18 protein-coding genes are annotated in these 20,492 nt (G+C 47.5%); 10 read left to right on the top strand and 8 right to left on the bottom strand.

From position 1 onward, the window contains the following. Nucleotides 1–11 precede the first annotated feature (11 nt). Both RJ32_RS12700 and RJ32_RS12695 read right to left on the bottom strand, forming a co-directional pair. Nucleotides 12–350 (bottom strand): zinc ribbon domain-containing protein YjdM, encoded by a 339-nt coding sequence (locus RJ32_RS12700; protein WP_034822721.1) that lies wholly within the window; start codon nt 348–350, stop codon nt 12–14. Between the two features lie 60 nt (nt 351–410). Then, entirely contained in the window at nt 411–1,775 is a 1,365-nt protein-coding gene (locus RJ32_RS12695; RefSeq protein WP_034822719.1) for a DASS family sodium-coupled anion symporter, read from the bottom strand. A gap of 88 nt (nt 1,776–1,863) precedes the next feature. Here RJ32_RS12695 and RJ32_RS12690 point away from each other — a divergent pair, with 88 nt between their 5' ends. After that, nucleotides 1,864–3,087: an APC family permease gene (locus tag RJ32_RS12690; RefSeq protein WP_034822717.1), complete on the top strand. Its 1,224-nt coding sequence runs from the start codon at nt 1,864–1,866 to the stop codon at nt 3,085–3,087. 9 nt (nt 3,088–3,096) lie between these two features. Beyond that, nucleotides 3,097–4,044: a RimK family alpha-L-glutamate ligase gene (locus RJ32_RS12685; RefSeq protein WP_034822715.1), complete on the top strand. Its 948-nt coding sequence runs from the start codon at nt 3,097–3,099 to the stop codon at nt 4,042–4,044. Nucleotides 4,045–4,108: 64 nt separating this feature from the next. Here the strand turns inward: RJ32_RS12685 and RJ32_RS12680 are convergent, their stop codons facing one another. Next, nucleotides 4,109–6,238, bottom strand: a complete 2,130-nt coding sequence (locus RJ32_RS12680; protein ID WP_034822713.1) for a TonB-dependent receptor domain-containing protein — start codon at nt 6,236–6,238, stop codon at nt 4,109–4,111. Nucleotides 6,239–6,468: 230 nt separating this feature from the next. On the opposite strand from RJ32_RS12680, the gene RJ32_RS12675 reads away from it, so the two are divergent. The 3 genes from RJ32_RS12675 to RJ32_RS12665 all read left to right on the top strand — a co-directional run bounded on the left by RJ32_RS12675 (nt 6,469) and on the right by RJ32_RS12665 (nt 9,250). Next, on the top strand, nt 6,469–7,410 hold the full coding sequence (locus tag RJ32_RS12675) for an META domain-containing protein (protein ID WP_034822711.1): 942 nt from the start codon (nt 6,469–6,471) through the stop codon (nt 7,408–7,410). 18 nt (nt 7,411–7,428) lie between these two features. Continuing rightward, nucleotides 7,429–7,881 (top strand): Rrf2 family transcriptional regulator, encoded by a 453-nt coding sequence (locus tag RJ32_RS12670; RefSeq protein WP_034822709.1) that lies wholly within the window; start codon nt 7,429–7,431, stop codon nt 7,879–7,881. 94 nt (nt 7,882–7,975) lie between these two features. Beyond that, a complete protein-coding gene (locus RJ32_RS12665; protein WP_034822707.1) occupies nt 7,976–9,250 on the top strand; it encodes an amidohydrolase family protein in 1,275 nt (424 codons plus the stop codon). A gap of 15 nt (nt 9,251–9,265) precedes the next feature. On the opposite strand, the gene RJ32_RS12660 is transcribed toward RJ32_RS12665, so the two are convergent. Beyond that, the gene (locus tag RJ32_RS12660) at nt 9,266–10,156 is read right to left on the bottom strand and encodes a MaoC/PaaZ C-terminal domain-containing protein (protein WP_034822705.1); all 891 of its coding nucleotides are present in this window, start codon (nt 10,154–10,156) and stop codon (nt 9,266–9,268) included. A gap of 112 nt (nt 10,157–10,268) precedes the next feature. Continuing rightward, a complete protein-coding gene (locus RJ32_RS12655) occupies nt 10,269–12,311 on the bottom strand; it encodes a BCCT family transporter (RefSeq protein WP_034822703.1) in 2,043 nt (680 codons plus the stop codon). 151 nt (nt 12,312–12,462) lie between these two features. On the opposite strand from RJ32_RS12655, the gene RJ32_RS12650 reads away from it, so the two are divergent. Then, nucleotides 12,463–13,629 (top strand): PAS domain-containing protein, encoded by a 1,167-nt coding sequence (locus tag RJ32_RS12650; RefSeq protein ID WP_235598961.1) that lies wholly within the window; start codon nt 12,463–12,465, stop codon nt 13,627–13,629. On the opposite strand, the gene RJ32_RS12645 is transcribed toward RJ32_RS12650, so the two are convergent. Together RJ32_RS12645 and pyp are read right to left on the bottom strand one after the other, a co-directional pair. Continuing rightward, nucleotides 13,626–14,894 (bottom strand): AMP-binding protein, encoded by a 1,269-nt coding sequence (locus RJ32_RS12645; RefSeq protein WP_011235612.1) that lies wholly within the window; start codon nt 14,892–14,894, stop codon nt 13,626–13,628. The genes RJ32_RS12650 and RJ32_RS12645 overlap by 4 nt on opposite strands. A gap of 1 nt (nt 14,895) precedes the next feature. Continuing rightward, a complete protein-coding gene (gene pyp / locus RJ32_RS12640; RefSeq protein ID WP_034822699.1) occupies nt 14,896–15,273 on the bottom strand; it encodes a photoactive yellow protein in 378 nt (125 codons plus the stop codon). 143 nt (nt 15,274–15,416) lie between these two features. Here pyp and RJ32_RS12635 point away from each other — a divergent pair, with 143 nt between their 5' ends. Beyond that, on the top strand, nt 15,417–16,007 hold the full coding sequence (locus RJ32_RS12635; RefSeq protein ID WP_034822697.1) for a TetR/AcrR family transcriptional regulator: 591 nt from the start codon (nt 15,417–15,419) through the stop codon (nt 16,005–16,007). Here RJ32_RS12635 and RJ32_RS12630 read toward each other — a convergent pair. After that, on the bottom strand, nt 15,991–17,199 hold the full coding sequence (locus RJ32_RS12630; protein ID WP_051018795.1) for a CynX/NimT family MFS transporter: 1,209 nt from the start codon (nt 17,197–17,199) through the stop codon (nt 15,991–15,993). The genes RJ32_RS12635 and RJ32_RS12630 overlap by 17 nt on opposite strands. A 114-nt stretch (nt 17,200–17,313) precedes the next feature. Between RJ32_RS12630 and gmk the strand changes: the two genes are divergently transcribed. The 3 genes from gmk (at nt 17,314) to spoT (ending at nt 20,492) form a co-directional block, all read left to right on the top strand. Next, nucleotides 17,314–17,946 carry a guanylate kinase gene (gene gmk, locus RJ32_RS12625; protein ID WP_011235608.1) on the top strand — a complete coding sequence of 211 codons (633 nt, stop codon included), beginning with the start codon at nt 17,314–17,316 and terminating at the stop codon, nt 17,944–17,946. Nucleotides 17,947–18,014: 68 nt separating this feature from the next. After that, nucleotides 18,015–18,284: a DNA-directed RNA polymerase subunit omega gene (gene rpoZ / locus RJ32_RS12620; protein WP_011235607.1), complete on the top strand. Its 270-nt coding sequence runs from the start codon at nt 18,015–18,017 to the stop codon at nt 18,282–18,284. A gap of 102 nt (nt 18,285–18,386) precedes the next feature. Next, a complete protein-coding gene (gene spoT / locus RJ32_RS12615) occupies nt 18,387–20,492 on the top strand; it encodes a bifunctional GTP diphosphokinase/guanosine-3',5'-bis pyrophosphate 3'-pyrophosphohydrolase (RefSeq protein ID WP_034822695.1) in 2,106 nt (701 codons plus the stop codon).

The raw sequence follows: 20,492 nt of genomic DNA, 5'->3' as shown, positions 1-20,492 counted from the left end.
GGTATCCGATTTTAGACCTTTTTAACAAATTCAGATTTCAGTTTCATTGCACCAATACCATCAATTTTACAGTCGATGTCATGGTCACCATCAATTAAACGGATATTCTTAACTTTGGTACCGACTTTAACGACCGATGATGAACCTTTAATTTTAAGATCTTTAATGACAGTGACAGTATCGCCGTCTTCCAGTGGTGCACCGTTGGCATCGCGAAAAGTGGGTGCATCGTCAGTTGTTTCTGGCTCGTTTTCAGACCATTCGTGTCCGCATTCAGGACAAACTAATAAGGTACCATCGTGGTAGGTGAAGCTTGATTTACACTCAGGGCAGGCTGGGAAGTCGCTCATGTCAGATCCTTTTGAGGAGATGAAAGCGTGCGATTATAGCCTGTCAGAGCTGTCGGCGCACTAGACAAAAATTAATACCACTAGTGTTGTGACAATGGCCAGCAAAATATTCAGTACCAGGCCTTCTTTCGCCATGTCTTTTATAGTGACTCTATTAGAGGCAAAAACAATAGAGTTTGGCGGTGTGGCCACCGGCATGCAAAAGGCACAACTGCAGGCAATAACCGCCGGTATCATGAGTAACTCGATAGGTAACTCAAGTGCTGTTGCCGTGGCAGCCAGAATTGGCATCAGCAAGGTGGCAGTTGCTGTATTGGAGGTGACTTCTGTAACGAAGGATACGGTCAGACTCAAAACAAAAATCAGTAACCACAATGGCAGAGCGTCCAACGCCGTGAGAGACTGACCAATAAGTTCGCCAAGCCCACTTTCCATAACGCCGCGGGCTAAGCAAATACCGCCGGCAAATAATAGCAGAATGCCCCAGGGAATATCTCTAGCCAACGGCCAGTTTAACAGTTTCTCGTTTTTCGCATTTCCGGTAGGAATAACAAACATAGAGACAACGCCGGCCAGGGCAACGGTCGCGTCATTGAGGTTGCCAACGCCAAGCAATCCAGTCCAGCCGCCAAAGGGAGCGGTACGTGTTATCCACAAAACGACGACAGTACCAAATACCATCAGCACGCGCTTTTCGTAGGTTGTCATTTCACTGGTGGTTGGCAACTCAAGTGGCTTTGACAGTTTGACGTTACGCGTTAACCAAAGTGCGATAATAGGTAACCCCAGCAGAACCATGGGTAAACCAATGCCCAGCCAACGGGTAAAACCGAATTCTACGCCGGTAATATTCTGGTAAATAGACGCAAAAATCAGATTTGGTGGTGTTCCTACTAACGTCGCGACGCCGCCAAGTGAGCCGGCGTAGGCCAGGCCTAACAGCAAAGCCCGCTGGAAATTTTCGTCGTCGCTGGCATCGGCCAGAGCTAAAGCAACGGGTAAAAGTGCTAAAACACTCGCTGTGTTCGATATCCACATGGACAGAAAGGCGGTTGCTGCCATAAAGGAAATAACCACTTTGCGACCATTGTCAGCACCAATGCGGGCAATCAAAGACAGAGCCATGCGTTTATGAACACCGCTGGCTTCAACGGCTTTGGCCAGCATGAATGCCCCCATAAACAACAGAATGATGTTGTCGCCTAAAGCGCCTGCGGCGGTTTGTGTGTCGATAACCCCAAACGTTGGAAGCAACACAAAAGGCAGTAATGAGGTGACAGGTAAAGGGATGCACTCGGTTACCCACCACCAGGCCACCCAGACAACGGTGCTTAAGGTTAGAGCCGCGGGTAACGGCATGTTTGCCAGTTGTGTTGTGAGTAATACAATAAGGGCGGTTATGGGCCCCAGTGCTAAATGTTTCATTAAGTGGTTGTCACATCCAGTTCATCTTTTACCCTGTAAGATAATAGAGAAGTGACTGAATAACCAACGAAAGAAAAAAGGGCAGCCTATGAGTCAACAACTCGTGCGTTCCACCTCGCTGGCTGGAGCTATAGTTTTAGGGCTGGGTTCCATTTTAGGTACCGGTGCGTTCGTTAGTGTGGGTATTGGTGCGGATATTGCCGGTGGTGCCGTTTTATGGGCCATTCTCATTGCGGCAGTAACGGCTTTATGCAATGGCCTGTCTTCGGCTCAGTTAGCTTCCGCACATTCAGTAAGCGGCGGCACCTATGAATATGGTTATCGGTTTTTGAACCCGGCTTATGGCGTAACGGCGGGTAGCTTGTTCGTAGTAGCAAAAAGTGCGTCAGCGGCAACCGCTGCGCTGGCGGTAGGCTGGTATGTGACGAATGTCACGGCAATACCTGAATATTTAGCACAGTGGATAGCCGCCGCAGTATTGGTGCTATTTACGTTATTAGTACTGGGGGGCGTTAAGCGCACAAACTGGGTTAATGCAGCCATTGTTACGGTGAGCATAGTGGCTCTGCTGGCTTTTATTATTACAGGTCATCAACAAACCGCCGTTGTTGTTGAGCGGGCTTCGGTCGAGTGGTGGCACGTTTTGCAGGCGGCAGCTCTGCTTTTTGTTGCCTACACAGGTTACGGACGTATTGCCACCATGGGGGAAGAGGTACAAAATCCGCGTCAGGTTATTCCGCTGACCGTTATTTTAACTCTGGCGGTTGTGACGCTTCTGTATTTGGGGGTTGGTAGCGCTCTCTTGCATTTTCCCAGCATAGCGGACTTCCAGGCGGAGCACTTCTCTTTGGCGAGTTTGTTGCCAACTGGACCGATACAATGGTTAGTGGCCGTGGGTGCAGTGGTCGCTATGGGCGGAGTTATTCTCAACTTAATTTTGGGGGTGTCGCGGGTGGTTCTGGCCATGGGGCGCAGAGCCGATTTGCCAATGCGCTTTGCTAACTTAAATGACCAACAAACCTCGGCGCCACCGGCAACCTGGTTAACTTGTTTTGTCATGCTAGTGTTGGTCGCTATTGGTGATATAAAGACCGCATGGTCGTTCAGTGCCTTCACGGTTTTAGTGTATTATGGCATCACGAATTTAGCGGCACTGAAGGTCACAAAAAGTGATCGTTTTGTGCCTAAATGGGTATCCATACTAGGTTTAGTCAGTTGTCTTGGGCTGGCCGTTTTTGTTCCCTGGCAGGTATTGTTGTCAGGGCTTATTTTTATTGTCGTAGTTCTGCTGATACATCAGCTGAGACGCTAAGAGGTAACCATGCGAGATATTGTTATTCTGCACGAAAATGAAGAGTGGCTGGTGCCACTAAGAGCAGAGTTTGAGAAACGCGGTGTGCAAGCCAAAGAATGGTTCCTGGATACGGGGGTTATACCTTTTTCCGAGCTTCCGGAAGATGCGGTTTACTATAATCGTATGAGTGCCTCCTCGCATACAAGAGGACATCGTTTTGCACCGGAGCTGACTCGCATGGCGTTAACCTGGTTGGAAAACAGTAATAGAACCGTGGTTAATGGTACCCGTGTGCTGGCGCTGGAAGTGTGTAAGCTGTCGCAGTATGCGGCATTACAAAAAGCCGGTCTCAACGTGCCTAAAACACAGGCTGTGGTGGGGAAAGAGCTGCTGACCGAGGCCGCTGAGAAATTTGCCGAGTGGCCATTGATTTTAAAACCTAACCGCGGTGGTAAAGGCTTAGGTGTTATTAAGTTTGATGATGTTGCTGGCTTAAAGAGCTACATAAACAGCGATGATTATGAAGAGCCGTTAGATGGCATCTGGCTGTTACAGGAATACATTAAACCAAAGCAACCGCATATTACGCGCAGCGAATTTGTCGGGCAGAAATTTATTTACGCGGTTAACGTGAACACTGAGCAAGGCTTTGAGCTATGCCCGGCCGATGTGTGCAGTGTGGATGATGCGTTTTGCCCAACCAATGAAGCACCTGCTGAGAACAATCAACCCAATAAATTCACTATTACACAGCGCTTTAATGACCATGAAATTATTTTTGCGCTGGAAGCATTCTTGAAGGCCAATGATATTGATGTGGCCGGCATTGAGTTTATTGAAGACGCAAAAGGCGAGCTGTACGTTTACGATGTGAACACCAACACTAACTATAATCAAAGTGCAGAACGCGAAGCGGGGGTTAAGAAAACAGGCATGGGCGCGTTAGCGGATTACCTTATTAGCTTAGCGCAATAAGGCGGCCCAGAAAAAATGGCCCCATAAAAATGGGGCCATAACAAATGCAGGGAGGGATTGGCTTTTAGAAAGTGTATTCCACACCGAAAGAAGCGGTTTGAGGTTTGTTCGGACGCGCGCCATGTGGTGAGCGAGCAACGATCTTCTGTTGGTCGAATAGGTTCTCAACTTTGAAATAAACCGCCATGTTGTTGTTCATTTCGTAGCGGCTGACAAAATCGGTGACAAAAACGGACTCCGTTTTGTCAAAGCGGCTGTTGCTTCGGTTGCAGCCGGTGCTGACGCACATTTCGTCAGCATATTTGGCGACAACATAATTTACCCATCCTTGTTGGTTATCGAGTGCAATACGCATACTGAACATGTTTTGTGGAATGTCAGCTAACTCGTCGCCGTCAAGGTTATTGAGGTTGTCTTCGCTAATTTCACCCTTGGTATAGGTGTAAGTAACATCAATAGGTATTAAGAAACTTCCTGCTTCAAAGGTATTGCTCGCCTGGAATTCCAAACCGCGAACTACTGACTCACCCAATACGTAGTTACCCGACTCAGCACCGTTGTCACAAGGGTTAGCAATTGAACATTGCTGGGTGGTGTCGCTAAAGTCGCTGTAGAAACCAATAGCTTCCGCAAAGAAAGAACCTTGGTTAAAACGAACGCCGGCTTCGTAGTTATTGCTGGTTTCTGGTTCCTGGAACTCTTTGGCACCGCCGCCTAAAGGCGAAAAACCTTTATGTGCGCCGGCCAGTACTTGCCAGTTATCGTTGACGTCATAAGTGAAGGATACGCCCGGCAACCACTCGTCGCTATCGTTTGAACGCGTGCTGTCCAGTTGCTCGCGAGCCGTATCAGCAAACTGATTACGATAAGACTCTACGTCTTCATAACGCAGCGCAAAGTGTACATTAAGGTCTTCTGTTGCCTGCCACCGATCTGTCAGCCAGAAGCTAATTGCGTCAGCGCCTTCTAAACGGTTATTGCCGCCGGTAGGCATAACTTCGCCCTGGTAGACGAGGCTGCCGTTAACCTGATCATAAATTTCAACCGGCTGAAAACGATCCATCTCGTCGCTGTGGTCACGAACACCTACTTCAAGGTTATGAGTTCCTAAAGCAAACTGAGCATTGGCTTCAATGCCTTTTGATTCATAAGCACGGTTGTTGTTTTTGTAGTTCAAACCGGCTTCATCCTGAGTGCCTCGCAAAATAGCCAATGCCTCGGCGTCACCGTTATTAGCCGCACTGACGTACGCATTACCTCCATCCAGTTTGAACCAGTTACGGGCATAGTCGTTGTAGTAGCCTAAAATACTGAAAGTCAGATTATCCGTCGCTTCAAACGCGTAGTTTAAGCTGTAGCCTTTGTGCGAGTTATCCATCTGGTCAATCTCAGACAGCCCGTAACGGCGGTTTTCATTCTGAGCGAAATCTTCATCGGTCAAACCGAGATAAGTTTCGTTTGAGATTTCTTCTGAATATTGAACTTTGGCCAACAAGCTCTGGCGCTCGCCAGTCCACTGCAGTTTTGCAACGTAGTCTTCAATATCAAAACCGGCATCGCGGCTGCTACGGTCAATTTCTTTGAAGCCGTCACTGCTGCGTTGAACGGTTTCTAATAAAAAGCCCCACTGGCCTTCCGTACCGCCCACATGAGCGTGAATGTCACGGCTGCTGTTTTCGCCAAATTCAGTTAGTACCTGGCCGCCAAAGTCTTCCGGAACGGGTGTTGTCACCAGGTTTAGAACTCCGCCGGTTGTCTGTGGGCCGTAACGCAGTAAAGGAGCGCCTTTTAATACTTCAACTGATGACATACGGAAGGTGGTCGGGAAGTAGTAGGCGGCCGGGTTTGAATAAGGTGCCGGAGCCATCATGACACCGTCTTCCAGCAGCGTGACCTTGCTGACACGCCCTGCTGTTGCAGCACGAATACCGATATTCGGACGTAGGCCTTCGCCATCTTCTTCACGGACATAAACACCCGGGATGGTTTTCATTAACTGGTTGATGTCGCTCGGAACTTCAATGCGCATCTGTTCTTCGTCAATGACGGCGCTGGAGCCGGCTACATTGCGGGCGTCTGTTTTACTGCCAATAATTTTGATTTGCTCGATATCAGTATCGCCGTTGGCGTTATTGGCCATAGCGGGAGTTGCAAGAGCGGCCAATATGGTGCTGGCTAAGATCGTTTTCTTCATAACGGACTCGGTTCACCTTTATTAAAAAATTATTTTAGATTAATTAAATTCGAGGGGATGATAATTAAAATAAGAATGATTCGCAATAATAGATTCCGTTGTTTTTTGATCTAGCTCTTGATTCTGGCGCTGCTTCCACAGATTTGAAAAAGACTTGGAAGAATTAATGCAATTACCAGCGCGATCTATAGAATTCTAACTTAACGGTTAAAAATATAAGGATGGCAAGTATGCCCGCGATACATATGAAAGGAAGTGTCTCTATTCTCGTTGTAATGCTGCTGTCAGGTTGCGCCCTGTTAACTCCGAAAGAGCAAGTGCCGACATATTACCAGTGTGGTGCCAGCGAGCTCAGTGTACTGCAAAAAGAAAACGGTGTGCTGTTAAGTTACGGGTCGCAACAGGAAGAGTTACCTCGGGCTGTGAGTGGCTCCGGAGCTCGTTACTCAAATGATAAAGATCCATTAACTCAAGTCTGGAATAAAGGTAACGAAGCCGATATTACCTGGCGGGGTCAGGAAATGCCGCTGTGTGTTGAGCAAGGCACTTTACCCAAACACTTTACGGCAAGAGGTAATGAGCCTTTTTGGCAAGTGGCGGTAAATCCACAGCATATGGCACTGACCACTCCTGAGAGCGAAGCAATTATTGATTTAGTCGCAGCGGAGGTTGTTTCTGAGCAACCTTATGAATGGCGTATTGAGTCGACGACCGATAAACATCTTATTGTTATTGACAGACTATGTCGCGATTCGATGAGCGGACGTTTATATCCATACCAGGTCGACTTACAAGAATCTGACCGCATGTATTCTGGCTGCGGTGGCGATAGCGAATGGTTACTTCAGGGGGCTACCTGGGAGCTCTCTGAATTTGAAAGCCATGCGATACATTCTAAGCCGGCAACCATTCAGTTTTTGAAAGACAGCCAGCTTGCCGGTTTTAATGGTTGTAATCGTTATTTTGGGAACTACAACATGGGTGGAGAACTCGCTCAAATTCGTATTACAGGAAGCACAAAAATGGCGTGCAGTGGCGAGGCTAACGAACTCTCGCAAGAGTTCAGCAGTGTTCTGGAGCGAGTTTATCAAGTGAATATTGATGATAAAGGGCGCTTGATATTGAGCACTCGTGGGGGCCGTCAAATGACATTTAAGCAACAGAGCGAATAACGGCAAAAGGGCGCCACCATGCAATTAAAAAAGTACACAGATTACGGTCTGCGAGTTCTTATGTATCTTGCTGCAAAAGAGGATACGAAGCGCGCCACTATTGATGAGTTGAGCGGCATATTCAATGTTCCCCGCAATCACTTAAATAAGGTCGTTCATCAATTAGGCAAAGAAGGTCTAATTGAAACGCGTCGTGGTAAAAATGGTGGCTTCCTGTTGGCTATTAAGCCGTCTGATATCCGGCTGGATAAAGTCATACGCAGACTGGAGGGTGATGAGTACTGGGTCGACTGCCATAAACCCGAGTGCGCTATTTTTCCTGTTTGCGAGCTGAAACATGTGATCAATCAGGGGAAAGAAACCTTCTACGACTTTCTGGCGGGCTATACTCTTGCTTCATTAGTAAGTAATGATGCACAAATTAGAGAGTTTTGGGGGACCCCTATTCCGGTAACTATCGACAAAGACTGACTTTTTGTCTCAATGCTGGTCGCTGCCGTTGCAATTGGTTAGAGTTCGGAGTATCAAAGAAGAACAATAACCAGAATGAAGATTAGGGGGAACTATGCTGAAAAAGATAGCTATCGGATTGACTGTCGCTTTAGCCGGGCATTCCGCTCAAGCCGGTGAATGGCTGCACTGCGGAAACGTTTTTGATAGTGAGAGTGGTCGTCTGGCTGGTGAGCGTTATATTGAAGTTACTGACAACAAAATTACCGCTGTAAAAGTGAACCGACCCGGTGATGATGCTTCGATTACCGACTTGAGTTCTCATACCTGTTTACCCGGTCTTATAGACTTACACGTGCACCTTGACGGTCAGTCCGGGCCGAATTCATACATAAAACAGTTTACTGAAAACCCAGCCGATCTCGCTTTAACTGCTCAGCATTACGGTATGAAAACGCTGAATGCGGGCTTTACCACGGTAAGAAATCCGGGTGACTCTTATAATGTAACTATTGCTCTGCGCGATGCCATCAATGACGGTGTCGTTGATGGTCCCAGAATTTATTCTGCGGGCAAATCGTTGGCAACGACAGGTGGGCATGCCGACCCTACTAATGGTTGGAAGGAAGAACTCATGGGGCGTCCCACACCAAAAGACGGTGTCATTAACAGTGCGGAGGGCGCACGTGAGGCCGTACGCCAGCATTATAAAGATGGAGCTGATTTCATCAAAATTACCGCAACAGGTGGTGTTTTAAGTATGGCCAGTAGTGGCGATAACCCACAGTTTACCGATGATGAATTAAAAGCTCTGGTGGATATTGCTAACGATTATAACTTTCACGTTGCAGCCCATGCTCACGGCAAAGCCGGTATGTTACGTGCTGTAAAAGCGGGGATCACCTCGGTGGAACATGGCACTTACATGGATGACGAAGTGATTGCTGCAATGAAAGAGCATGGTACTTATTTGGTTCCGACAATTATGGCCGGTAAATTTGTTGCTAAGAAAGCTGAAATTGACGGCTATTTCCCCGATGTTGTCAGACCAAAAGCACGTGCCATAGGACCCCAAATTCAGGACACTTTTGCTAAGGCTTATAAGGCTGGTGTGAACTTTGCTTTTGGCACCGATAGCGGTGTTTCAGCGCACGGCGATAACGCGCTTGAATTCCAGTACATGGTAGAGGCTGGCGTATCGGAAGCAGAAGCGATCCAGTCAGCGACTAAAACGGCAGCAAAGTTACTGAAAAATGAAAATATTGGTCATCTGGAGGAAGGTAAACTGGCCGATATTGTTGCCGTAAAAGGGAATCCGCTGGAGGACATCACGGTACTACAAAATGTGAGCTTCGTGATGAAAGACGGCAAGGTTTATAAGCACCAGTAAGGCACCCCGGAAGGGTTAGTCGAAACGAACTGACCCTTCCAGCTTTAGTGAGCTGTGATCCGTACTGCGCACTTCGTATTTGGTTTTATCATCTTGCTCTGACGCCCATAGCTGTACCCGTGCAGGTAAAATAACTGGGCGCTTAAAGGTAACGTCGATATAAGTTACGGCTTTTTGCTGACGCTGCTCAAGCTCAGCCTGAGCTCTTGCCATCATATACATGCCATGAATAATTGGTTTTTCAAAGCCAAACCAGCGTGAGACCAGCGGATGCAGGTGAATTGGGTTAAAGTCGCCGGAAATGCGTGCATAGCGTCGGCCCATACCACTGCCTAATTGCCAGTGACTGAGATTTTCCCAGCCGGCTTCCGGCTCAAATGCTTTTATCGGAGGCGTCGATTTTTTCGTTGTTCCAGCATTCTGTCCACTCATCACCTGATAAACGCTGGAGCATGTTGCCACTTTCTCATTATTTTGCCAGAACTCAACCACAAACTGGGGGCGCAGGCGACGCGGAGAAACATCAGGGCCGCGCTTAGGTACTTTTACTCTGGATACCAGCTGAAAAGGCGCTTGCGCAGAAATGACCTGATGACGCTCAATTTTATTGCTGACATGAACTAAACCAGGCGCAGGCCAGGGAAAGCTGTCATCGAGCATTTGCGATAAATGAGCTCTTTGCGCAATGCAGTACAGCATGGCCAGAGGAACATCACTGACAAAACCACCAAACGACTGTTGATAACGGCTCAGATGCTTAGCTGTTGGCGCAGGAATAGAATACTCTTTGAGCAAAGTTTCAGACTCTGCTGCTGACTCATCGCTGCGTTGTAACGTTAACAGAGAACGCAGTAACATGCTGGGCATCGGGCTTAGCTTTTGCGGGCTTGTATCAACACGTTCCATAGTGATAGTTAAACTCCATACTGACAATATGGCTATTCTCGCACATGTCTCCTGCTATCAACAGTCCGACCACTAAAAAGCCGCTCCGGAGAGCGGCTTCTTTACGTTCCTTTTACTTTTGTGATTCAAGGTCTTCATTCAGGTCTTCGTCATGCTTTTCAAGGTCCCACGGGAGAACTCCGGGACTGTTATGACGGAAGTGCAGATAGTTCTCAAACTGATTAATCACATCGTTGATGATATCAGTCTGCTCATAACCATATAGATTATAAGACTGCCCACCTTGTCTGAGGAATACTTCAGCTCGATAATAAACTTCTCTGCCTTCATCGTTAGTTAAAGCATACTCTGGCAGCAGGTAGTCTTTTAAGCGAATTTCGTAAGCAAATTCTAAGTCGCCTTTTCGCTCAACGCTGAGAATAATGCGGTTATGCTCTTCGTCAGCTCGGAATTCTGCCGGCCAGTCCTGATCTTTTAACTCGTCCCGCACCTTTTTCATGCTTTCGGTAGCTGGTCCGTTGATAAACTTAAGTACTGACTCTTTATTCGGAAAGTCTACCAGCCCAGCCAGACGTTTTTTCCAATAGTCGGCTCCCTCGTTGACTCCGCGACGATGAGAATGGCGGTGACTCTGAAGACTTTTAGACTGATGACCTTCAATTATGAGCGCACGCCACATACCCGCCGCCGATATTAAGATAATGATCGCAAAGGGTAACGCGCTGGTAATAGCTGCGGTTTGCAGAGCTCCTAACCCACCCGCTACGAGCAATACGGATGCAACAATACCTTCAGTGCTCGCCCAGAAAACACGCTGCCAGACAGGCGTTTCCATCATGCCGCCAGAGGACAATGAATCAATAACCAATGAGCCAGAATCCGATGACGTTACAAAGAAGGTGATGATTAACAGTACTGTCAGGAAGCTCAGGACACTGGTCATAGGCAGATTTTCGTAGAGCTTAAACAGCGCTACTGCCTGGTTATCCTGAACTTCTGAAATTAAGGTTGTGTAACCCTCGTTCATGATCATATTCAACGCTGTGTCACCGAATACGGCAAACCAGAAGAAAGTGAATATGGTTGGTACCAGCATAACGCCAAAAACAAACTGGCGGATGGTGCGGCCGCGGCTGATTTTGGCAATAAACAGCCCGACAAAAGGTGCCCAGGCAATGGTCCAGCCGAAGATAAATAATGTCCAGTTACCAATCCAGTCACTGCGCTCATAGGCCTGTAAATTGAAGGTGCGCTCTACAATGCCACTTATGTAAGCGCCGGTATTTTGCAAGAAGGTTTCCAGAATATGGATAGTCGGCCCAACCGCGAAAACAAACAGAACCAGGAATAGGACTAAAGCTATATTGATCAAAGATAATCGTTTAATTCCTTTATCCATGCCTGCAACTACTGAAGCAATTGCGGCCAAGGTAATAATGCCAATAGCGATAACCTGAACCGTGGTTCCGACCGGAATGTCTTCCCACAAATAGTTGAGACCGGCATTAATTTGAATAACCGAAAGCCCTAACGTGGTGGCAATGCCGAACATGGTGCCGAGAATGGCGAAGGTATCAATAGTATGCCCAATGGGGCCATTAATTTTATCACCGATGAGTGGGTACAAGGTTGAGCGCATGGTGAGCGGTAAGCCGTGGCGAAATGAAAAATAGGCCAGAACCAAACCGACCAGGCCGTAAATTGCCCAAATGTGAAAGCCCCAGTGAAAATAAGCGATTTGCATCGCCTGTTTAGCTGAGCCGACGGTTTCAGCCGCACCAGCCGGGGGCTCGGCATAATGTAGTATGGGCTCAGAGACACCAAAAAAGAGTAAGGCTATGCCATAACCTGCTGAAAAGAGCATCGCAAACCAAGAGGTGAAACTGTATTCGGGTTCGCAATGATCGGGGCCGAGTTTAATTTTCCCCCAGCTTGAAACACCCACGCCAATAATGAACATGAGGAAAAGTGCGACGGCTAACATGTAGAACCAACCGAAATTTTCGGTAATACCAGCAAGAGTCCAGCTAAACAGCTCGCCGGCTTTTTCCGGGGCACTTAAAGTGCCTACAACCAGTAAAGCTATAACGATAACCGCAGGAAGAAAGACAGGCAGTAAAATCGCTGAATGCCACTTTCGCTTCTCGGTCGACATAAAAGCTCCTGTTTTTATTATGATTTATTTATATATAGACTACTTAAAAAGATTTGTAATGGGTCACTTTGCATTTATTTGCTGTTTAGTTTCTGGTCTGTGGGTTAATATTGCGGCGTATGTTTATCGATAATGAGTTATGTTGCAATTTATGGATCATGAGAAACAACTGGTTAACCTTGAACATTTAGCAAACTCGGTACCGGGGGCGCTATACCAGCTTGAACGCTCACCGGACGGGCAATTGAAATTTAATTATGTCAGTCAGGGCGTTGAGGCTATTTTTGGGTGCTCGGCTGAGTCACTGGCAAATGACGTGACATTGCTGAGTGAAATTATTCATCCCGACGACTTACAATCTGTTTTGAGCAGTATGCATAACTCTGCCCGCTATCAATATTTGTGGGTGAAAGAGTATCGGGTGATTAAAAATGGCAGAGTTAGCTGGATATATGGGCACGCAGTAACCAGTCAACAGGCCGACGGCAGTACGCTCTGGAATGGACAGATGCTGGACATTACTGAGAGAAAAATGCTGGAGCTGAAAGTTGAAGAAAACCAGCGCAATTTAATGCTTGCTGAGCGAGTTGCCGGGCTCGGGCATTGGCAGCTTGATTTAGAAACCGGGCAGTCGCAGTGGTCGGATACCATGTACAATTTACATGGTTTGGACAAGTCCAGGGTAACGCCCTCATTAGCCCTGACTTTAGAAAGAACTCATCCCGAAGACAGACAAGCGGTAACCGACGCAATTAATGCCGTTAAACAGTCTGGCGCGAGAGATGTCGAGCATCGTATTATGCTTGGCGACGGTGAAATCCGATGGTTACGGCAGTCGGGGATTTATCGCATTGACGAAGCCGGGCGTGAAATTATTTTTGGTACCACGCAGAATATTACCGACTATAAAGAACTTGAGCTCAAGCTCAGGGAAACCGGTGGCAATGACGAGCACACCGGATTTTATAATCGACGGCTTATGCTGCAGTCTCTGCAACGGCGCTTTAGTTTATACCAGGCTCATTCTGAGCATCAGTATTATGTCATGGTCGTGCGCGTTGCAAATAACGCAGAAACGTTAAAAGCCGTCAGCAAAATTGTCCGTCAGAACATTCAGGATTACGACACTCCGGGTTGCTTAGGAAAAGGAATTATCGTTGTACTCATGTCAACGCTGTCAGCAGAGCAAAATAAGAATTGCCTGCAGGCTACCCGGCAGTTGTTAGAGCAGCACGGCATTGAGCATAAAATAGCGTTGGAGTCTGCACAAATAACAGATCTGAGGTTTGACGATGTGTTATTACGTGCGTTGAATTAATTTAACGGCTTACCCGTTGGCGAGTTATCGATACTCCAGTCTTGCGCCTTACCCATGGAATTTATGGGTAATTGCTCTCCAAAGCTAATTCGCTCCGGTATTTCCGCAGCGCAGAGGTTGTCACTTAACCAGGTTTGAACACTTTGTTCAGTTACCGTTTCACTAATATTCTCCTGTAAAACAATAAAGGCCTTCAGTCCATAGCCTTCGTCGGATCTCATCGGGCGTACCGTTGCATCGGCAACTGCCGGGTGTTGACGCAGACACTTAGCAATATGAGCCGGGAACACATTGATTCCTCGTATCGAAACCGCCTTGTCGACTCGTCCGGTGATTTGGAATTCATCCTCTGTATGCCACTGGGTATTATCTGGTATTTCGTAAATAACCTTTGTTTGCCTATCAATTAGTTGCTGATGGTTTTCTGTATTTTTGCGCCAGCGGGATAACAAACGGTAGTTATTTTCTGGTTTACTCCGGTAAGCCATACCTGCAGTCTCGGAACTACCATAAATTTCCACAGCGCGAGCTGCGCCTATAGCATACAACTGGTGCACCGTACTGGCCGGGCATGGTCCGGCAGAGCTAATAAAAAGCACTCCGGGCGGTAATGGTGGCATCTCTGACGATAACTGAGTGAGTAACTCAGGGAAACCGACAACAGCATCTCCGGCACGTAAGCCACCGTTGCGAACGTGGCTATAAGCTTTAAAACCACGCAAAACCGGCGCATCAACAAGATGTGGCAACAATACGGTAAACAGAAACCCATAAATATGGTGGCTTGGCACTAAAGCGACAATACGAACTGGAGATAACTCATAATCGTTGTCAAAGATACGGACAAACTCTCTCACTTCCTCAACTAATGCACTCCATGAATGCTCGCAGGCTTTGGGTTGGCCGGTGCTGCCGGAAGTGGTAACTGTTAAGTTTTGGGTGTGAACTTGCCGCGATTTCAGAACAACTTCAGCCCATTCAGCCAGACTGTTACGGCGCAGAAGGTAATCTTCCACTCCGCTGTCCCCCATATGAAAGAACTGAACTACCCGGCCAGCTAAGGCCAGTCGTTCCAGCGAATCAACTACAACGTCATCCTCGCCATTGTCTTTGGTTGACTTGTTTTTTGCCACTAACGTGTCGTCTTCATGCCATTGGCGACGCTTCCAGTACTCACTTTCAGCCGGACGCATACGCGCAAGTTCATCGGCGATAAGATCGCCTATGACAGTAACAATAAGGTGCTGCTGAAGTGAGTCTGTCACTTTATAGTCGCTTAACGAATACCCAGTAGGTGTCGCCGGTTAAAGCTTTTTTCATATGAACTTTAACTTTGGTCGGTTGCATTTCGTAGTCAAAAACATATTCAAACATGGTGTTTAAATTGCCGTTTTTAACGCCTTCGTCGAAGCGTCCTTTAAACTCAGGGCTGTTGGTGCATGGTGCCACTTCGTTAAAGAAGTTTTTGCCAACGACAGCACCCGGGTCACGACCGGTAATGTCACCTTCGGCGGCGTTGTATTGAATGATTTTACCGCTGGCGTCTAACTGAATAGCACCAAACGCAATGTCGTTTAATTTGTCGTCTGACATTTTAGCTAAGGTGTTTTCGATATCATCAGAACCGAATTGAACAATTTCCATTGTGTTACCTCTAAGTACGAAATGTATGGGTTAATAGTGGAGCCCGAGACATTTAGATCATGTTTTCTTAACACTTCTTAAAGTGAAATTAACAACAAGCAGGTCTATACTTGCTCCCAGGTAAATAATTAAGGATAAAAATAATGCCCAGAACGCCTAAATTTCACCGGGAAACAGCGCTTAACAATGCGCTGAAGCTTTTCTGGCGCAAGGGGTACCACGCAACCTCTATGAAAGACATAGAGGAAGAAATGGATATGAGGCCAGGAAGTATTTATGCTGCATTTGGCAATAAAGAAGCCTTATTTAAAGAGACCCTTGAAGAATACTCCTCTCTTGCAGAAGATGAGTTTAAGCAAGCCTTAGCGCAGAAATCTTCGGTGCTGCAGGGAATAAGTTTGTACCTTCGTAACATTGCGGTAATGACAGAGACCTGTGCACCAACTCAGGCGTGTATGCTGGTAAAAACCTTGCTGGAATTTACGCCGGAAGACAAAGCGTTTAGCGAGCCTGTACAAAGTTATCTTGATAAATTTGAACAGCTTTTTACAGAGGCGTTTCAGCAGGCGCAGCAGCGTGGAGAAATCGGTAGTTCGCAGTCTCCTGAACGTCTGGGGCTTTTATTACAGACGAATATTATTGGTTTGCGCACCATGGCCAGGCGAGAAATTCCGCGGCAGCAGCTGGAAAGCTTAGCCGATGATATAATTGCGAGAATTATTCCCGCAAGTTAAACAGGCCACGGTAGCTATTAGGGTTAAATTGCCAGGTTATCAGCAAAATAAGAATGCCGACAATAATGTGTAACTGCCAGCCGAAACTGTAATTGCCGGAAACGTCTCTGAACCATCCGGTTAATAACGGCATCAGGCTGGCAAACATAAAGCCAATACCCTGCATAAAAGAAACTAGGCGTCCTGCCTGCACAGGGTTATCGATATGGTCCAGCGCCATAACAATGCATAGCGGGAAAGCGCCACCTAAGCCAAAGCCGCAAAGTGCCGACCATAGCCAGGGAGCTTCGGTCGGAAACCAGCTTAACCCCGCAAAGCCTGCCATTTGAATAAGTACCGCGGCTGTTAGCCACAACCTTCGGTCTTGTGTGCGCGAGAGAGCCGGCAGCAGCAAAGCGCCGATAACCTGAACCAGAGAAAATAGCGCCAGTAAATTCCCTGCTTTTTGTGCGGGCCAACCGAATTCACCATAAAATGGCGCTATCCACGCAATAAATCCGGCGTATCCGGCATTCACCAGGGCGAAATAAATACCCAGAAGCCAAGCCCGGGGGTAACGGTGAGCCCGCAGTAACAGGTGTCGGGGAGGAATGCTGGCAACCGGTGTGCGATTAAATGGTAAGTACCAAATAATCAGCACTATTGCCGCCAAAAGAGACCAGCTGCCTAGTGCCTGAAAGCGCTCAGGTAACAAATTTGCAGCCCATGGAGTCGCGACAGCACCTAGTGCCGCGCCGCCCATGAGTGCCGCAGACCAAAGGCCAGTGACCATGCCTAAGCGATTCAAATACTGTTGTTTGGTCAGTTCCGGAATAACGATATGCAGTAATGCAATGCCAACTCCGCCTACTAAAGCACTGGTAATCATGCTGGTGCTGGTCGGCTCAAATAGTCGGGTGGTAAGGCCTGCGCACAGAATCAACAAGCCCAGCCCAATACCTTGCCGATAACCCAAAGCTGTTGTCACCCGCCCGGCAAATAAGGCCATTAAGCCAATCATTAGAATGGGCAGTGTCGTTAACAGCGATATCTCACTGAAAGACAGACCTGTGATGGTTTGTAGCTCATCGGTTAGTGGCCCTACGGATGTCAGCAAAGGGCGCAGATTAAGCCCTAGCAATACCAGTACGAGCAAGCCGAACAGCAGGGGGAATTTAGACGGTTTTGCGACAGGCGCCGATTGAGTCTGCAAAGTAATACCACCAGTCCTTAAAAGCCATACTTTACTCAATTTTCATCGCGGTGTGAAACCGTGTTATTATTTCGCGCCAACAGTGATCGTCCGTTTTTTAAAAGAGAACCCGTTATGACCGCGTCTCCGGTGTTAGGGAATTTGTTTATCATTGCGGCCCCGAGTGGCGCAGGGAAATCGAGCCTGATTCGGGCTTTGTTGGAAAAGCATCCTGATCAGTCTATGCAGGTGTCTGTATCGTCCACCACACGTGCTCCGCGTCCGGGAGAAGTACAGGGCGTTCATTATCACTTTCTCAGTACTGAAGAATTTGAGCAACGTATTGATGCCGGTGAATTTTACGAATGGGCACGTGTATTTGGCAACTATTACGGCACTTCCCGTAAAGTTGTAGAGTCTTTATTGGCTGAAGGCAAAGACGTGTTTCTGGATATTGACTGGCAGGGCGCTCAACAGGTTCGTGAACATCACCCTGAAGTGCGTTCGGTTTTTATTGTTCCGCCCAGCCTGGAAATTCTGGAGGAACGTTTGCGTGTTCGCGGACAGGATTCTGACGAAGTTATTGCTGAGCGCATGGCAAAAGCTCAGGCAGAAATGTCGCATTATCATGAGTTTGACTATCTACTGGTAAATGATGACTTTAACAACAGCCTGGCATCGCTGGAGCATATTGTTTTAGCTCAGCGGCAAAAAATGCCGCATCAGCAAATAAGATATTCAAGCGTATTGAAGGAATTGCTTGGATAATAGGCCTTAATTCCGTATAATTCTTAGCCTTTCGAAAAATACGACTCACGCTTTATTGGGAGTAAACCATGGCTCGCGTAACTGTAGAAGATGCTGTAGACCGTGTTGGTAACCGTTTTGATTTAATTTTGTTAGCCTCACGCCGCGCGCGTCAGTTGGCCAATGGTAAAGAGCCATTAGTTGAAACAAAAAACGAAAAACCAACTGTTATTGCTTTGCGTGAAATAGAGCAAGGCCTTATCGACAATGAACGCCTTGATATTGAAGATCAGGCGGCTCAAAAGCAGCAAGACGCTGAAGAACTGCGTGCGGTAGATGCACTACGCGGTATCGAATAAAAGTTTCTGTTCGCCAACGGCATCAATGCCGTTGGCAATTCCGTCAAATCCCCTTATTCTGAAAGTATATTCATAGTCCGGTATTACCCGGGGAGTTAACTGGTGTACTTATTTGAAGGCTTAAAGGCTCAGGTTAGTGAGTATCTTCCGTCCGAGCAGGTGGAACGTATTCGTGATGCCTTTGTTGTAGCAAACGAAGCCCACAGTTCGCAAAAACGCAGCAGCGGCGAGCCTTACATTACGCACCCGGTTGCGGTTGCAAGCCTGCTTGCTGACATGAGGCTGGATTGCGAAACCTTAATGGCGGCTTTACTCCATGACGTTATTGAAGATACTGAAACCAGCCGGGAAGATCTGGCCGAGCGTTTTGGGGCAACTGTTGCCAGTTTAGTAGAGGGCGTGTCTAAACTGGATAAGTTGCAGTTCAACTCCAAAGAAGAAGCCCAGGCCGAAAACTACCGCAAGATGATTATGGCGATGGTGCAGGATATCCGGGTTATTCTGATTAAACTGGCTGACCGCACCCATAACATGCGCACCATTCAGCATTTGCGCCCCGACAAACGCCGCCGTATTGCCCGTGAAACCTTAGAAATTTATGCACCTTTAGCGCACCGCCTGGGTATGCACGATATTAAAAATGAGCTGGAGCAACTGGGCTTCTGGGCGCTGTACCCCTGGCGTGGAAAATTGCTTGAGTCAGAAGTAAAACGTGCCCGCGGTAACCGTCGCGAGTTTACCGAGCGAGTGCAAAGTGAAATCAGTTCGCGCCTGGACGGTAACAATATTCAGGCACGGGTGTCTGGCCGTGAAAAGCATCTGCACAGCATTTACCGGAAAATGCAGGCCAAAGAAGTGAAGTTTGAACAGGTCATGGACATATACGCTTTCCGCGTCATTGTGGACAGTGTCGATACTTGTTACCGGGTTCTTGGGGCGCTGCACAATTTGTATAAGCCTATTGAAACGCGGTTTAAAGACTACATTGCTATTCCAAAGTCGAACGGTTATCAGTCTTTGCATACCTCCTTGAAAGGCCCTCACGGGGTGCCGGTAGAAATTCAGATTCGTACCGAAGAGATGGATCTGATGGCTGACCGCGGTGTCGCCGCGCATTGGATGTACAAACAATCGGATGACTCCAGTACCACGGCTCAGGTGCGTGCGCGTAAGTGGATGCAAAGCTTGTTAGAGTTACAACAAAGTGCAGGCAACTCGTTTGAATTCATTGAAAGCGTAAAGTCTGACTTATTCCCGGATGAAATATACGTGTTCAGTCCCGATGGCCGAATTACCGAATTACCTCAGGGCGCTACCGCGGTAGATTTTGCCTACGCTGTGCACACCGACGTTGGTAACACCTGTATTGGTGCGAGAGTTAACCATCGTACTTATTCGTTGAGTAAACCGCTGGAAACCGGGCAAACGGTTGAGATAAAAACAGCACCTAACTCGCGGCCGAATATTGCTTGGTTAAACTTTGTGGTAACCGGTAAAGCCCGGGCTAAAATTCGCCAGTACCTGAAAAGTCAGGAAGCTGACGAAGCGCAACAGTTGGGTGAGCGCTTACTTCGCTCAGCACTCGGGCAGGTCAGTTACGATGAAATTCCAGAGTCGGAATTTAAGCGGGTATTGCAGGAAACAAAAATTGATAGCCGCGAGAATTTGCTGAAACAAATTGGGCTGGGCAATATGATGTCGGTGGCCATTGCGAAGCGGCTTTTAGGCGACTTACAGCCGATAAAAGATGACAACGCATCACAGAAAAGCCTCTCAATTAAAGGCGCAGAAGGTCTGCTGGTCAGTTTTGCCAAATGCTGTCGCCCCATTCCGGGCGACGATATCATTGCCCATGTGAGTCCGGGTAAAGGTTTGGTTATTCATCGTCGTGAGTGTAAAAACGTTCGTGGCCATGAAGATGACCCGGGGCGTTACTTCCCGGTTGAGTGGGATAACAAACCCGAAGCCGAGTTTATTTCTGAAATTCGCATTGAAATTGTCAATAATCAGGGCGTGCTGGCTAAGTTAACATCGGCTATTGCAACCACGGGCTGTAATATTGATGGTCTGCAGACCGAAGAAATTGATGCCAACATTTATTTCATTGATGTGGCTTTAACGATAAAAAACCGTAAGCATTTAGCGGATGTGATCCGTCATATTCGCAAGATGCCGGATGTTCAGCGCGTGACGCGCTTAAGGAAGTAA

This window comes from Idiomarina sp. 28-8 (genome assembly GCF_000320945.2).
Lineage (GTDB): Bacteria > Pseudomonadota > Gammaproteobacteria > Enterobacterales > Alteromonadaceae > Idiomarina > Idiomarina loihiensis.
This window is presented reverse-complemented; position numbering and strand designations above follow the sequence as displayed.

Excerpts from the sequence above, each read along its gene's own strand:
- RJ32_RS12700 (WP_034822721.1), bottom strand. The coding sequence starts at position 350 with ATGAGCGACTTCCCAGCCTGCCCTGAGTGTAAATCAAGCTTCACCTAC.
- RJ32_RS12695 (WP_034822719.1), bottom strand. The coding sequence starts at position 1,775 with ATGAAACATTTAGCACTGGGGCCCATAACCGCCCTTATTGTATTACTC.
- RJ32_RS12690 (WP_034822717.1), top strand. The coding sequence starts at position 1,864 with ATGAGTCAACAACTCGTGCGTTCCACCTCGCTGGCTGGAGCTATAGTT.
- RJ32_RS12685 (WP_034822715.1), top strand. The coding sequence starts at position 3,097 with ATGCGAGATATTGTTATTCTGCACGAAAATGAAGAGTGGCTGGTGCCA.
- RJ32_RS12680 (WP_034822713.1), bottom strand. The coding sequence starts at position 6,238 with ATGAAGAAAACGATCTTAGCCAGCACCATATTGGCCGCTCTTGCAACT.
- RJ32_RS12675 (WP_034822711.1), top strand. The coding sequence starts at position 6,469 with ATGCCCGCGATACATATGAAAGGAAGTGTCTCTATTCTCGTTGTAATG.
- RJ32_RS12670 (WP_034822709.1), top strand. The coding sequence starts at position 7,429 with ATGCAATTAAAAAAGTACACAGATTACGGTCTGCGAGTTCTTATGTAT.
- RJ32_RS12665 (WP_034822707.1), top strand. The coding sequence starts at position 7,976 with ATGCTGAAAAAGATAGCTATCGGATTGACTGTCGCTTTAGCCGGGCAT.
- RJ32_RS12660 (WP_034822705.1), bottom strand. The coding sequence starts at position 10,156 with ATGGAACGTGTTGATACAAGCCCGCAAAAGCTAAGCCCGATGCCCAGC.
- RJ32_RS12655 (WP_034822703.1), bottom strand. The coding sequence starts at position 12,311 with ATGTCGACCGAGAAGCGAAAGTGGCATTCAGCGATTTTACTGCCTGTC.
- RJ32_RS12650 (WP_235598961.1), top strand. The coding sequence starts at position 12,463 with ATGGATCATGAGAAACAACTGGTTAACCTTGAACATTTAGCAAACTCG.
- pyp (WP_034822699.1), bottom strand. The coding sequence starts at position 15,273 with ATGGAAATTGTTCAATTCGGTTCTGATGATATCGAAAACACCTTAGCT.
- RJ32_RS12635 (WP_034822697.1), top strand. The coding sequence starts at position 15,417 with ATGCCCAGAACGCCTAAATTTCACCGGGAAACAGCGCTTAACAATGCG.
- gmk (WP_011235608.1), top strand. The coding sequence starts at position 17,314 with ATGACCGCGTCTCCGGTGTTAGGGAATTTGTTTATCATTGCGGCCCCG.
- rpoZ (WP_011235607.1), top strand. The coding sequence starts at position 18,015 with ATGGCTCGCGTAACTGTAGAAGATGCTGTAGACCGTGTTGGTAACCGT.